The sequence below is a fragment of the Corallococcus exercitus genome (genome assembly GCF_042231735.1).
GTDB lineage: Bacteria > Myxococcota > Myxococcia > Myxococcales > Myxococcaceae > Corallococcus > Corallococcus exercitus_B.
The window spans coordinates 410566-424500 of sequence record NZ_CP102577.1 but is presented as its reverse complement, the minus strand read 5'-3'; the positions used below and the strand labels follow the sequence as shown (position 1 = coordinate 424500).

Below are 13935 nucleotides of genomic sequence, written 5' to 3'. Positions count from 1 at the left end.
GGGCCGTGGGAGCGCGCGAAGGCGCTAGAGAAGCGATTCCGGGACGTCGACGTGGCGCGAGCGCAGCCACTCGCCCAGCGCCTTGGCCTGCTGGTCGAAGCGGGTGGACGACGAGACGCCCTCACCGAGCAGTCCCTCGATGACGAAGTTCAGGGCGCGCAGGTTCGGGAGCACGTGGCGCTGGACCTTCAGCGCCTGCGTCTCCGGAAGGAGCGTGCGCAGCCGCTCCTCCGTGAGGGTATGCACGAGCCAGCTCCACGCATCGTCGGTGCGGACCCAGACGCCGACGTTCGCGTCCCCGCCCTTGTCCCCGCTGCGGGCCAGGGCCAACTGGCCGAGCGGCACGCGCCGGGCGACACCCGACAACAGCGGCGCGGGCAGCGGCGGCGCGGGAACCGCCTCGAGCCTCCGCGTCTCCGCCGGCGGCAACACGTCGATGCGCCGCCCATCCGGCAGCACCGCGACGTGCGGCACCTTCCGCGCGTCCACATAGCCCGCGGTGTAGACGCCGAAGGGCGAAGCGTCACCGGGCAGCGCGGGCAGGAAGAAGCCGGGGTAGCTGGACAGCGCGAGCTCCACCACGGCGCCGTTGAAGGAACGGCCGGCGACCTTCGGGTCGGCGTCCTTCACGGTGACCCGCAGGGTCGCGGACGCCTGCTCCTCGCTCGGAGCGTCGACGTGGTCGGTGCGCGCGAGCGTGTAGAGGACCTCGGCGGGCCGGGGCTTGAGCGTCGCCTCCAGCTGCGCCTGCACGAGCGCGGCCTTCTCCTCGATGTCCAGGCCGACCAGCACGAACTGGGCGTCGTTGCGGAAGCCGCCGAGCCGGTTCAGGCACACCTTCACGTCCGGAGGGGGCGGCTCGCCGCGCACGCCCGACAGGCGCACCCGGTCGGTGCCCTCCGCGTCAATGACGATGGTGTCGAAGCGCGCGGTGGCGTCCGGGCCGGCATAGCGGGCCCCGCCGATTTCATAGACGAGCTGGGCCTTCACCGTGTCGACGGTGACGGCGCCCCCGGTGCCCGGATGCTTCGTGATGATGCTCGAGCCGTCGGCGAAGACCTCCGCGAGCGGGAAGCCGGGGCGGCGCACGTCGATTTCACTGAAGCGCGCGAAGTTGCCGCCGGTCGCCTGGGCGCCGCACTCCAGGACGTGGCCCGCGACCATGGCGCCCGCGAGGCGGTCCCAGTCGTCGCGCTTCCAGCCGAAGTGGGAGGCCGCGGGGCCGACGACGAGCGAAGCGTCCGTCACGCGCCCCGTGACGACGATGTCCGCGCCCGCGTCGAGGCACGCCGCGATGCCCCAGCCCCCGAGGTACGCGTTCGCCGTGAGCGGCTGGTCGAAGCCGAGCTCGTCCGCGCGTCCGACGAGGTCATCGCCTTCGACGTGCGCGATGTGGACGGACAGCCCCAGCTTCGTGGCGAGCGCGCGCAGGTCGTTCGCGAGCCCCTGGGGATTGAGGCCCCCGGCGTTCGCGACGATGCGGACCTTGCGCTCCACCGCGAGCCCGAGCGTCTCCTCCAGCTGGCGCAGGAACGTCTTGGCGTAGCCGCTGTCCGGGTTCTTCAGCCGGTCGCGGCCCAGGATGAGCATGGTCAGCTCCGCCAGGTAGTCGCCGGTGAGGACGTCGAGCGGACCGCCCTCCAGCATCTCCCGGAACGCGGAGAAGCGGTCGCCGTAGAAGCCGGATGCATTGCCGATGCGCAGCGATCGCCCGTCCATCGCACCTCCTGTGCCTGGGAGCGGCGAGTCTGCACCCCGCCCTCCAAAGAAAGCAATCACGATTGCTTTTTTCTTCCCGCCGCAACAGTGTGGCTCCATGAGCGGCACGGCGAGCGGAACGACACGGCAGGAGCAGGAGCGCAGCCGGGTGACGCGGCAGAAGCTGATGACGGCCGCCATCGAAGTGCTCGTGGAGAAGGGCTGGGCGGGGGCGACGATGGGCGCCATCGCCGAGCGCGCGGGGGTGTCGCGCGGCGCCTGCCAGCACCACTTCCCGACGCGCGCGGCCCTGGTCGCGGCCGCCGTGGAGCACGTCTTCCACCAGCAGGTGGAGGAGCTGGTGCGGCGCGCGAAGGGCCTGTCGGAGAGCCGGCGGCGCGTCGAGCCCCTCTTGAACCTGCTGCATGACGTCTACGCCGGCCCGCTCTTCACCGCCGCGACGCACCTGTGGGTGGCGGCCGGGGCCGACGCGGAGCTGAAGGCCCTCCTGCTGCCGCTCGAAACGCACGTGGGACGCGAGGTGCACCGGCTCACCGTGGAGCTGCTCGGACTCGATGAGCGCGACCGCGACGTGCGCGACGCCGTGCGCGCGACGCTGGACCTCCTCCGGGGCCTGGCGCTCGCGAACCTGCTCCACGACGACACCGCCCGGCGCCGCAAGGTGCTCGCCCACTGGGCACGGACGCTCGAAGCACAGCTCACACCCAAGCGCGCGACGCAAGCCGACTGATCCGCTTGGGGCAACAAGCTTTCCAAGGGGAATTACCCTGAACCCCCGAAAGGCAATTTTGATATGTCTTTCGCCACGGGCGCCCCACCCCACGCGGGTGCCCGCCTGAGGGGAAATCCAAATGCGAATCGTTTCGAGAGGGACCCGGAGTCTCGTTGCCGCGCTCGTCGGTGCAAGCGCCCTGGCTGCCGCTGGCTGTGGTGAGGTCGCGGGCAACCCGGACACCACCGTGTCCGAGACCCGGCAGGAGGACGCGGCGACCTTCAGCCAGCGGGTGGCGCGGCTGAGCGGCCCCGAGGCTCCCGAGGACTTCGTGCGGAGCTGGCTCGCGAAGGAGTCCGGCCCCGAGTCGAGCCTCCAGAGCGCCGCCGCGCGGGAGCGCGTGGCCCAGCTGCTCCGGGACTGGCCGGTGCGCGCCGACGGGAAGCTGGACCTGACGCGAGCCCCCCTGCGCCTGCGCGACCTGGCTCGGGGCAGCGAGGTCGAGGGCCCCTCCGCCTTCAACGCGCTCGACGCGAACGGCCGGCCGCTGAAGCTCATCGTCACGGCGCAGGCGGACCGGCTCCTCCTGGAGGAGGATCCCGACACCCAGGCGCCCACCGCGCAGGTCACCGCGCCGGCTCCGGGCAGCTACGTGCGCTCCACCGTCGCCGTCACCGCGAACGCCACGGATGACGTGGGCGTCGCCCGCGTGGACTTCTTCGACGGCACCACGCTCATCGGCTCGGCCACCACCCCGCCGTACACCGTCTCCTGGAGCACGCCGTACCAGTCGGGGACGTGGCACTCGCTGACGGCGCAGGCCTTCGATGCCGCCGGCAACAGCGGCACCTCCAGCGTGGTGAGCGTCATGGTGGACAACAATCCCCCGCTGATCGTCGGGAGCCAGCCCCAGAATCCCCCCATCATGGGGAACTACGTGCGCGGCACCGTCAACGCCTCGTGGTCGGTGGCCCTGCAGGGTGGCGCGCCCATGGCTCTGACGCGGGTCTACCTGGACGGGTCCGTGATTCCGGCGACCCTCACCGGCAGCGGCACCGTCTACTACTACTCGTGGAACACGCAGTTCCTGAGCAACCGCCAGTACACGCTCGGGTTCCAGGCGACCGACGCCGCGGGCAACGCGTCCGTGGTCTACACCCGGACGTTCATCGTGGACAACGTGAAGCCGTTCATCTCCACCATCACCTCGCCGGCCAACGGCGCGGTGGTCAGCGGCGTCGTCACGCTGGCGGCCACGGCGGGCGACAGCCAGGCCATGGCCTACGTCGCCTTCGAGGTGGACGGCGCGCGGCTGTCGCCCTTCGCGACCACCGCGCCGTACACGAAGACGTGGGACACCACGGGCAAGTCCGGCACGCACACCCTCGTCGCCATCGCCACGGACCGCGCGGGCAACGAGCTGCGCAGCGCCCCCATCACCGTCACCGTGCCCTGAGCGGAAGCACCTGTCGGCCCGGGACGGGTTCCACCATCTCCGGGCCGCGCTTCGCCGGACTCAGCAGCGGTAGAGGTACCTCAGCGCGGTGATGTCCGTGCTGGTGAACTCGCCGGTGGGGTTCGGCGGAAGGCAGGCGTTGAAGATGGATCCGTTCACGTAGGACGTGGAGGGCGTGCCGGGGATGAGGATGGCCCCCACGCCCGCCGTGCCTTCGCTGCCGCCGGTGCCACAGCTGATGACCTGGGAGTAGTAGTCCGAGTGGCGCATGCCCAGCGCGTGACCCAGCTCGTGCGTGAGGATGTGCTCGACCGTGTCGAGCGGCGCGGTGTTCCACCCCGTGCCGATGGTGATGGTCCCGTAGGGCTTGCCCCCCGAGGGATATCCCGAGTTGTAGCCCGTGCCCGCCATGGTCGTCGCGACGATGGTCGCGTTGCAGCCGGTGGCCGGCCCACGCACCATGGAGAAGCAGAGCCCCAGGGCGTTGTAGTTCTGGATGGCCATGTCCAGCCCCTGGCTCAGGCGGCTGAGGCTGGTGAACGTGGACGTGGGGTTGATGCAGATCTTCTTCACGAGGGACGTGCTGACGACGTTGGTCGTCCGGTAGTGCTCCGCGCTGCCCTCGCCGGATTGGAGCATCTCGCGTGAGGCCTCGACGCTCACCCGGGCGTCGCCCCCCACGTGGACAGCCTCCTCCGAGACCTGGATGTCGCCCGCCTGGAACCCTGCTTCCAGCAGGTTGGAGACGATCTCCTGGTGCTCCTGCTCCAGGTCGGTCCCGCAGCCGGACAGCAACGCACCCCAGCCCACCACGAGCACTGCCGCTCTCTTGAACATGGTCGTCTCCCCTCGCGTGTTGTCGAGCGGAGTCCGGTCTCAGCGCTCGACGATGTCCGCGTCCACCAGGTACGGCGACGCCGCGACAATGGCCTCTATCGTCCAACCCCGGTTGGCGCCGCGGCCGGTCTCGTCGCAATCGCCGTCGGTGTGGATGCCCAGCAGGTGGCCCTGACGGTTGAGCACGCCCGCGCCGGAGCTGCTGACCAGGGTGTCCAGGTCCGCGTAGTAGACCAATGAATTGCAAGCATCCAGGTACTCGCCCTCGGCGATGACCTTGGGCCTGCCCCGGGGATGCTGGATGATCGCCAGGCGCTCGCTGGGCACGGCCGTCAGCAGGACCGGGGTCACCTGCGGAATGACGTCCAGCCGGATGAGCGCGTAGTCGGGTTCGAGCGACTGCTCGAAGACGGTGCCCTCGGTGATGAGCGGGTCGCCGTCGGACTGGTCCTCGAGGTTGAAGACAATCAGCGGCCGGTCGCCGAGCGCGACACAGTGCCCCGCCGTCACCACCACGGGACCCGTGCTCGCTTCAATCAGCGTTCCGGTGCAGCGCCCCTCAATCAGGACGACCGCGTCCTCGACCGTCTGCGCGACGTCCGCGAACTCGCCCTGGTAGCTGTTGATGGGGGTGAAGTCGGCGGTCGGGCCACACTGCGAGAGGCCGCGCACCTCCGACGGCTGGCGCACCCGCGACGCCGTGGGACTCTCACAGACTGCCGGGCGGGAATCCGCGGGCACCTTCTCCTTTCCACAGGCCGCAAGGCCCAGGACGAGGAAGGTGCCCGCGAGGATGCGACCCCACGGACTCATGAAGGACTCAAGGGGTCGCGACGCCATTGCTGGAGACTAGTACAGGGCGTTCAGCGCCGTGATGTCGGAGCTGGTGAACTCGCCGGTCTCCGTCGAGCGGAAGCAGGAGTTCATGATGGAGCCGCCCACCGTCGCGGTGGTCGGCGTGCCGCTGATGTGGATGGCGCCCACGCCCGCGGTGCCCTCGTTGGTGGCGGAGCCGCCGCAGCTGATGGAGCGGTTGTAGTAGTCAGAGTGACGGAAGCCGATCGCGTGACCCAGCTCGTGCGTGATGACGTGCTCGTTCACGTCCGCGCTGTAGCTCTGCAGGCCCGTGCCGATGTTGATGGTGCCGTAGGGACGGCCGCCCGACGGGAAGCCCGCGGAGCCGCCCGTGCCGGACATGGTCTGCGCGGTGATGTTCGCGCTGCAGCCCGTGGTGGGGCCGCGCGCCATCGTGAAGCGCAGGCCGCGCTGGTTGTAGTTCTGGATAGCCGCATCCAGGCCCGCGCTCAGGCGGCTGTAGCTGTTGAACCCGGACGTGGGGTTGATGCAGATCTTCGTGATGGTCGTGCCGACGAGGTTCGTCGTGCGGTACTGCTCCTGGGTCTCCTTGCCCGTCTGGAGCATCTCGTTGGAGGCCTCCAGGGAGACGTGCGCGTCACGGCCCACGTACACCTGGCCGTCAACCACCATGATGTCGTTCTCCGGGAAGCCGGCCTCGATCAGGTTCGAGACGATCTGCTGGTTCTCGCCCTCCACGTCGGTACCGCAGCCGGACAGAAACGCACCACAGCTCGCCACGAGGACTGCCGCCTTCTTGAACATTCGTCGTTCCTCTGGTTCGGGGGAGATCCGCTGCCGCCTGACCTTCCCGTCAGCCGCGGACAGCTTGCCCCGCCACTGAGCAACTGCCGGGCCAGCCGGACGTCAGAGGGAATAACTTGGTTTTGTTGATTTTCATGGAGCGCCGATACTCCAGCTTCCAAGAATCTGGGCGTAAAACGGCGTGACGTTTTGAAGCGCAAGCAGCTGACATGACAGCCCTTTTGCCTGGGCCATGGGGGGCATCCTGTTTTCGGACAGGGGTGTCTTTCAATCAGTCACCTGCCCCGGGGTCTCATTTACCCCGTAAATCCATGCAATACATGTAGGTCCCGCTAAAGCTGGGAGTGAATCCACTCCCGGGGTATCCCGTCCCCATGTCCATGCGCCCTTCCCTCCCCATCGCCGCGCTGTTGGGTGCGGCCCTGTCGTTCCTCCCTGGCTGCGAGAGCACGAAGTCGAGCGGCCCGTCCCCTTCGGACACGCGGTCCCAGGACACCGCGTCCGTGCAGTCCACCGAGGCCTGGGCGCGCGCACGCGTGGGGGATCGGCTCACCTACGCCTTCAGCGCGGCGCAGGGCCCCTCGCCCCGCGGAGGTGGGGGCACCGCGAGCAGTCTTCAGGGGCAGCTGACGCTGGAGGTGGTGGCCGTGCAGCAGCCCTGGGTCTGGGTGCGCGCGGCCTTCAGCGATGAGGCGGGCAGGCCCCTGTCCCGGGCGCGGCTGGCGCAGGACCTGCTCTTCCCGGTGCGCGCGGACACGACGCGCCCGCTCGACGTGCCCCATGGGGGCAAGGCCACCGCCGAGGTCGTCTCCAGCGCGGGCCGCAGCTGGGAGGCGGTCCGCTACGTGAGCGACCAGCGCCCCGTGGACGGCCCGCTGCGCACGCGGGTGTACGCCAACGCGCCGGGCCCGCTGTATCTCATGCGCGGTCTGATCGAGGCGGGGACGGAGGCGTCCGGCTTCGGCATGCCGGGCGGCTTCAAGCTGACGCTGCGCGAGGTCCGCGAGGGTTCAGCGGAGGCCAGCGCTCCCGTGCCCGCGCTGGAGCGCCCCCTGGGCCCGGGCGCGTTCTACGAGCGGTTCGTGGACGTGGCGGGGACCCCGCCCGGCGTGCAGCGCGTGTGCTTCAGCGCGGAGCGCGGCTACCTCCTGCGCACCGAGGGCCCCGTCGAGGCCAACGCCGCCCCGTGCTCCGACTTCACCCAGGCCGAGCCGGAGCCGCTGGAGGAGCTGCTGATGGGTCTGCCCTGGGAGGTGCTGTCCACGGGGGATTGGCCGCCCGCGTCCGCCGTGTCCGCGACACGCGGCACCTTCAGCGCGGAGGGCCGCGACGTGCCCGCGCTCATCGAGCAGAGCAGCGAGAACTTCGAGGGCACCCAGCGCGCCTTCTCGCAGACCTGGGCGGCCGAGCCGTGGGCGCCGGGGCTCGCGGGCCTGCCCTACGAGGCGCGCTTCCAGCCGCTCGCCAGCAGCACCGAGCGCGTGGTGGCAGGTGGCAAGAACGAGCCGGAGGGTGGCACGCGCATCGTGCGCTGGGGTTCGTGGCTCGCGGGAGCGAAGTGACGCGGGCGTCTGGGTGACAGGCTTTACGGAGCGGGAGCGTCGCTCCGTGAGCTGTCATTGCCACGCACCCACTCGACCTGGAGCACCGCGCCGGCCGGGCGGTGCGTCCATTCCTGGAAGGACGCGCGGAACGCCTCCACGGCCGCGACCAGCGGACTCCGCGGCTGCCAGGACAAGGCGTCCGCGTCCCGTGCATCGCGCACCTCCAGCCCGATGAGCAGGGGGCCTCCGGCGTGCGCGGGCTGGAATGGGCGCACGGACAGACGCCGGTCGCCTTCCAGCCGGTACACCAGGGCCGTGACGTGTCCGAGGACCCAACCCGCGACCACCTCCCGGTCCTCGGAGATGGCGGCTTCGACGGACAGGCGCAGCGCGGCCTGTGGGGACGCATTGGCGTTGAAAGGCTGGAAGAGCGCTGCCCATGCGGAGGGCGTGCGTGACGCGCGGGCGTTGGCCACGAGCTCGCGGGCGCGGAGCAGCTCCTCCCGGATGACGCGGAACGTGGACCGCGACACGTTGCGCGCGGTGTTTCGCGCGGGGAGCGCGGGAGCAATGACAGGCAGGAGGTCGCGCTTGCCGTCGGGCCGGTACCGCGCCGTTTCGGGCGTGAGCGCCACGGGTTGGGGCCACGGCCAGGAGGCGAAGGTGCCGAAGAAGTGCGCGAGCAGCGACGCGTCGGACCGCATCGCTTCCTGGGACGCGCGGGTGCAGGCCCAGGCCGCGAGCAGCGTCCAGGACAACCCGCCAACGTAGCCCAGCGCGTGCGAGTAGATGCCCCGCGCCCGGGCCCAGGCCTTCACCGCGCGCAGCAGGGTCCGGAACCTTTCGGTCCGCCCGCCGTCACGGGCAATGGCATCCATGAGACCCAACGTGTCCGCCAGTCCCAGCACGGCGCGGAGGCCCGCGGGGTCCAGCCGGTCGCCATGCCGCGCGAGCAGCGTCAGGGGATCATCAGGAGTCACGCCCTCCGGGCGGCTCGTATAGGCCAGGTCGAAGCTCACGCCTCCCAGGGACAGCTTCACCAGCGGAATGGCGGCGTCCGCCACGTAGCGAGCCGTGCCGGGTGCCAGCTCCTGGAGGAGCGCTCGCGCGAAGTCCTCGCGAGGCAGACCCGCCGGGCCGATGGCGACTGCATCCACGTCACTGCCCACGCCATCCGTGCCCAGGAGATACGAGCCATAGGGATGCAGCGTGGTGCCGATCCGCTCGCAGTGCCGCCGCAGCTGCTCCACCGCCGCGGTCCTGGCGGCGTGTCCGTCTTGGGATTCGCTGGCGCCGACGGCCCCCAATGCCTCGCGCAACGGAGCGTCTTCGTGCTCCGGCGTCGTGCTTCGTGCCTGTGCAAGGGGGATGCGCCGGATGACCTCGAAGGGCGTGTCGCCCTTCCTCCGGATGAGACAGAGCTCGCCCACGCGGAACTTCAGTGGCCGCCAGCTTCGCTGCCACTCGGCGAGGGTTTGAGCAGTGTCTCCAGAGAGCGGGAGCTGGCCCACGGAGAGGTGGGGCGTGAAGCCGCCGTGGGCGGACGTGGCGCATTCTGGCAGGGCCGCCACGAGCCTCGCGTGCAGGGCCGCCAGCGCGCTGGAGGGCTGGGCATCGGGGCGGAGCCATGCCGTCGCGTTGGCGCGGTGCTCGAAGTGGCCGAACGTGGAGAGCGTCACCTCGAAGGGCTCAATGCCCTGGAGGGCATCCACGAGGAGCGCCTCCGCCGTCTCGAAGTCCTCTTCCGGGACGAAGGGATACAGCAGCGTGACGTGGGGCATCCACCGCAGGAACTTCGCGTCGTGCTTCTTGCGGAGCGCCTGGATGGGTCCCCAGACATCGTCAGGGGGAATGAGCACCAGGGCCGTGTGGTGCACCAGCGCCGTGGAGGTCCGTGGTGCGAGCGTGGCCGCATCCCGGCGGAGGACGCAGCGCAGTCCGAAGTGATCCGACACGAAGAGGGCCTGCCCGTTCGGCGCGGGAGGGCCCGCCAGGGGCGCTTCGCCGAAGAGCTCCACGGCCGTTGGCGCGAGCCGGCCCGAAGGAGACGCCACGAGCACCCGGTCCAACCGCTGGAGTCGCCCGGAGACGGTGGTGAGCGCCGCCAGCGTGTTCAACCGGGGGTTGAACGTCTCCCCTTCTTCCGAAGGCCGCAGCGCGGACCACGCGTCCACGAAGCCCGCGCGCGCGAAGGACTCGGCCTCTGGCGCTCCGTCCCCGAAGTTGAAGTCGCCGGCCAGCACCAGGTCCGGAGCCTCCTTGTCACCCGTGGCACCGAGCGCACGCGCCCATTCGAGAAGGGCCTCGACCTGCACGGCGCGCGCGGAGGCGCCGGACGCGTCCCGGTTGCTCGTCAGGTGCGGAGTGGCCACCCACAGAGCGCCCCCCGCGAGGCGCAGCTCGGCGGCGATGATGCGCTTGTCCCGGGAGAAGACGCGCTGCCACACGGAAGCCAAGGGCACGCGAGACAGGAGCACCTGGCCATAGCGCTCCACGGTGTGCGCGCCGGGACCGTCGGACAGCCACCCGTGCTCGCGCACCCAGGGTTCCGCGAGCAGGGCCCGGAGAAACGACGGAGTGACTTCCTGGAGCGCGATGACGTCCGCGTCCGTCTCACGGAGCAGCGCGAGTGCCGCCGGGGTCCTGCGCTCGGTCGCCAGCAGCTCCGCGTCGTACAGGTCGAAGAGGACGTTGAAGGTGGCGATGGTGAGCGAAGCCGGATTCGGAGGTGCGCGGCCCGCCTCACGCGGGCGCTCTGTCCACGAGCCCGAGCGCGCGTCGTACCGCCATGCGGGCAGCGGAGTGAAGCCCGGCACCGCGAGGAGCGCAGGCGGAGCGGGCTCCTCCTCGGGCCGGGCATTGCTCAGCAGGTCGATGCGTTCCTTGCGGTCCCACACCACCTGGGGCCCGCGCTTGAAGTACCAGACGCGGTGCCACGGAATCTCGCCATCGGGGACGAACGCCTCGAAGGGCATCTCCTCCATCGCGCCGCGGTGCGCGTCGTAGCCGACGACGAACTCGCGGGCATCGAGCCGGGGATCCCACCGGATGCGGTGATACACCTCGCGGCTGGTCGTGAAGCGTTCCTGTGACATGGCGGGACTCGTGGCGAAGGGTACTGGAAGGCACGCCAGACACGGGCCGCGCACGCGCCGCCCTCGACGCAAGGGATTGAAGCCGCCTGACGTGAAACACGCTGGCCCGGGTCTTGCCATGGAGTCCCCGTGGAGGAAGACACGGAATGGGTATTCGCGCAGGCGTGGTGGGGACGGGGTTGGTGGTCATGTCTTTGCTGTCGGCGGGTTGCAACGGCGAGTCGCCGACAGTTGAGCCGCAGGACGACCCTGTCGTCGATCCATCCGATGGAAACGAAGTTCCCTCGCTCCCCCCGCCGGGTTCCATTCCGGACTCCGGCACGCTCCCTCCTGACGAAGATGGAGGGACACCGGATGCGGGCGGAACCCCCGACGCGGGGACGACGGATCCGGATGCCGGCACCGGCGAGACACCCGATGCGGGCCCGTGGCCCACGGACGCGGTGCTCGACTACACGCGCGCGTATGACGTCGGCAGGCCCCAGAGCGTCGGCGTCGATGAGGGGTTGAACCTCTGGTTCCTCGACGGCCGCCGCATCGGCGTGCTTCGCCCGGGCGACACCGCGCCCACGTGGACCACCGGCGTGGGCCAGGCGCGGGAGCCGTTCGGTCCGGAGGCGCTCGCGACGGGCTCCTCGGTCATCTGCGGCGGAGAGGCCGGACGCGCCTACGTGGGCTACACCGCCAACGAGATGAAGCGCGCCGCCGGCATCGAGCAGCGCACGTACATCCCCTGGAAGGGCGAGGCGGGCTACTCGCCCGAGCGCTTCGCCGAGTACCAGAAGGGAGACCTCGACGCCGTCCGCGTCCAACCGGATGGCAGCGTCAAGCTCGAGGAGCACCTGTGGCGCACCACCGGCGCGTCGAACAAGGACCGGCAGGCGGGCATCCACAACACCAATGACTTCCACTACGAGGAGGACCGCTCCGTCCTCAACTGCGCCCGCGTGACGCGCGGCCGGGACCGCGGCGACCTCTACATCACCACCAACCACGGCGTGACGCGCATCCAGGGGCTCACCTACAACAGCCACCGCCACCCGGGCTGGTACCTCTTCGAGGACGGCTCGGAATGGGGCTCGCTGCAGTGCCCGTACATGTACGGCCTGGGCATCGGGCAGAACGGTGACGTCCTCGTCGCCAACGAGCAGATGCTCGGCGTGCTCGTGCCCAGCCCGAAGCTGGAGGAGTGGGACCGCGAGTTCACCTGGGAAGGCCCCACGCCCTGGAAGTTCAAGAGCTACAACGAGCTGATCAACGGCCAGGCCACCGACGACTACTGGCGCGCCTTCGAGCAGGTCACCTCGGGCCGCTACTACCTGGGCAGCAAGGAGTACGGCGTCTGGGCGCTGACGCCGAAGTCCCGCTCGGCCGGGAACTGGTCGAAGCTCGCGGGGCTGCCGTCGAACGACATCCGCGCGCTCAAGGCGACGGACGACGGCGCGCTCTACATCGGCACCCACGGCGCCGGGCTCTGGCGGCTGGAGCCGGACGGCACCACGCTGGCCCGGGTGCGGGAGGTGTCCGGCCAGCAGGTCAAGCAGCTCGTCTACGAGCCCACCGTGAAGCCGAGCATGCTGCTGGTCCTCACCGACCAGGGGCTGACCGTCCTCCGGGGCCCGTAGCGCCGCGCTCCAGGCCTCAGACGAGCTTCGCCAAGGTGGGCAGCACCTGCCCGCTCTGGCCCTGGACGAAGTGGTGGAAGCGCTCCGTGTTCGCGGCGGACTCGTAGTTCACGAGCCACGTGTCCCCGCGCACGGAGCGCACCTCGTCCACGAGGCCCGCCGCCGGCCACACCGCGCCGGACGTCCCCGCGGCCAGGAACACCAGCCGCGTGCCGTCCTGGCGCGAGATGAACTCGCCGATGCGCGCCAGGTCCTTGGGGTCCAGCATCTCCCCGAACCAGACGATGTCCGGCCGCAGCCGGCCCCCGCAGGCGTCGCACTTCGGCACCGTGCCCGACGGGTGCACGGAGGTGTCGGCGAAGGGCTCGCGCGAGCAGTCCGCGCACTTCGTGCGGAAGAGGTTGCCGTGCATGTCCACCACGCGCTGGCTGCCCGCCCGCGTGTGCAGGCCGTCCACGTTCTGGGTGGCCAGGAGGAAGCGGTCGCCCAGGTGCTGCTCCCAGCGCACCAGCGCGTCATGGCCCGGGTTGGGCTTCACGTCCGCCGCCCCCGCCCGGCGCTGCGAATAGAAGCGCCAGACGAGCGCGGGGTTCGCCTCGAAGCCCTGGGGGGACGCCACGGCCTCGACGGGGTGGTTCTCCCACAGCCCGTTCATGCCCCGGAAGGTGGGCACCCCGCTCTCCGCGGAGACTCCAGCACCGGTGAGCACGAGCAGACGGGTTCGCGAATCCAGGACGAGCGGTTCCACACGACCTCCTTGTGCCAGCGGGCACGAGGGTTGTTAGAAGGGGCGGGACGGACTTCCTGACAGAGGACCCCATCATGGCCGAAGTCACCCTGGATCTGCGCGGTCAGCCCAAGACCGAGGCATACGCCGAGTTGAAGACGCACGCGCTCGCCATCCTCGAAGGCGTGGATGACGACATCTGCGCGATGGCGACGATGAGCTGCCTGCTCCACCACGCCTTCGGCCACCTGTGGACGGGCTTCTACCGGGTGGTGACGCCCGGGAAGCTGCTGCGCGTGGGCCCCTACCAGGGGACGCTCGGGTGCCTGGAGATCACCTTCGGCAAGGGCGTGTGCGGCACGTCCGCGGCGAAGGGGGAGACGGTGGTGGTGCCGGACGTGCACGCCTTCCCGGGCCACATCACCTGCGACGGGCGCTCCGCGTCGGAGATCGTCGTGCCGGTGTACGGGCGCAACCGCGAGCTGCTCGCGGTGCTCGACATCGACTCCGAGCACAAGAACACCTTCGACGACGTGGACCGCGCGGCGCTGGAGGACCTGGTGTCCTGGTTCCAGCACCGCGCGTCCTGAGTCGTCGTCG

At 70.3% G+C, this 13935-nt stretch carries 11 protein-coding genes; 5 read left to right on the top strand and 6 right to left on the bottom strand.

Features of this window, described 5'->3' with window-relative positions; genetic code table 11:
• Positions 1-24: 24 nt before the first annotated feature.
• Complete coding sequence (locus NR792_RS01950) at positions 25-1719, bottom strand: acyclic terpene utilization AtuA family protein (RefSeq protein WP_375758353.1); 1695 nt, start codon at positions 1717-1719, stop codon at positions 25-27.
• Positions 1720-1816: 97 nt separating this feature from the next.
• Between NR792_RS01950 and NR792_RS01945 the strand changes: the two genes are divergently transcribed.
• Positions 1817-2449, top strand: a complete 633-nt coding sequence (locus NR792_RS01945) for a TetR/AcrR family transcriptional regulator (protein ID WP_375758352.1) — start codon at positions 1817-1819, stop codon at positions 2447-2449.
• Between the two features lie 229 nt (positions 2450-2678).
• A complete protein-coding gene (locus NR792_RS01940) occupies positions 2679-3887 on the top strand; it encodes an Ig-like domain-containing protein (protein WP_375758351.1) in 1209 nt (402 codons plus the stop codon).
• Between the two features lie 60 nt (positions 3888-3947).
• Here the strand turns inward: NR792_RS01940 and NR792_RS01935 are convergent, their stop codons facing one another.
• Genes NR792_RS01935 through NR792_RS01925 form a run of 3 tightly spaced genes read right to left on the bottom strand, consistent with a single transcriptional unit; the run spans position 3948 to position 6344 of the window.
• Positions 3948-4724 (bottom strand): zinc-dependent metalloprotease, encoded by a 777-nt coding sequence (locus tag NR792_RS01935; protein ID WP_375758350.1) that lies wholly within the window; start codon positions 4722-4724, stop codon positions 3948-3950.
• A gap of 39 nt (positions 4725-4763) precedes the next feature.
• Positions 4764-5564: a trypsin-like serine peptidase gene (locus NR792_RS01930; protein ID WP_375758349.1), complete on the bottom strand. Its 801-nt coding sequence runs from the start codon at positions 5562-5564 to the stop codon at positions 4764-4766.
• Between the two features lie 9 nt (positions 5565-5573).
• Positions 5574-6344: a zinc-dependent metalloprotease gene (locus NR792_RS01925; protein WP_375758348.1), complete on the bottom strand. Its 771-nt coding sequence runs from the start codon at positions 6342-6344 to the stop codon at positions 5574-5576.
• 380 nt (positions 6345-6724) lie between these two features.
• Here NR792_RS01925 and NR792_RS01920 point away from each other — a divergent pair, with 380 nt between their 5' ends.
• Positions 6725-7906 carry a DUF6068 family protein gene (locus tag NR792_RS01920; RefSeq protein ID WP_375758347.1) on the top strand — a complete coding sequence of 394 codons (1182 nt, stop codon included), beginning with the start codon at positions 6725-6727 and terminating at the stop codon, positions 7904-7906.
• Between the two features lie 23 nt (positions 7907-7929).
• Here NR792_RS01920 and NR792_RS01915 read toward each other — a convergent pair whose 3' ends face one another.
• Entirely contained in the window at positions 7930-10983 is a 3054-nt protein-coding gene (locus NR792_RS01915; protein WP_375758346.1) for a poly(A) polymerase, read from the bottom strand.
• Positions 10984-11129: 146 nt separating this feature from the next.
• Between NR792_RS01915 and NR792_RS01910 the strand changes: the two genes are divergently transcribed.
• Positions 11130-12608, top strand: coding sequence for a hypothetical protein (locus tag NR792_RS01910; RefSeq protein WP_375758345.1), 1479 nt, complete (start codon positions 11130-11132; stop codon positions 12606-12608).
• Positions 12609-12624: 16 nt separating this feature from the next.
• Here the strand turns inward: NR792_RS01910 and NR792_RS01905 are convergent, their stop codons facing one another.
• Positions 12625-13356 (bottom strand): NAD-dependent deacetylase, encoded by a 732-nt coding sequence (locus NR792_RS01905; protein ID WP_375758344.1) that lies wholly within the window; start codon positions 13354-13356, stop codon positions 12625-12627.
• Positions 13357-13430: 74 nt separating this feature from the next.
• On the opposite strand from NR792_RS01905, the gene NR792_RS01900 reads away from it, so the two are divergent.
• On the top strand, positions 13431-13925 hold the full coding sequence (locus NR792_RS01900) for a GAF domain-containing protein (protein ID WP_375758343.1): 495 nt from the start codon (positions 13431-13433) through the stop codon (positions 13923-13925).
• Positions 13926-13935: the final 10 nt, after the last annotated feature.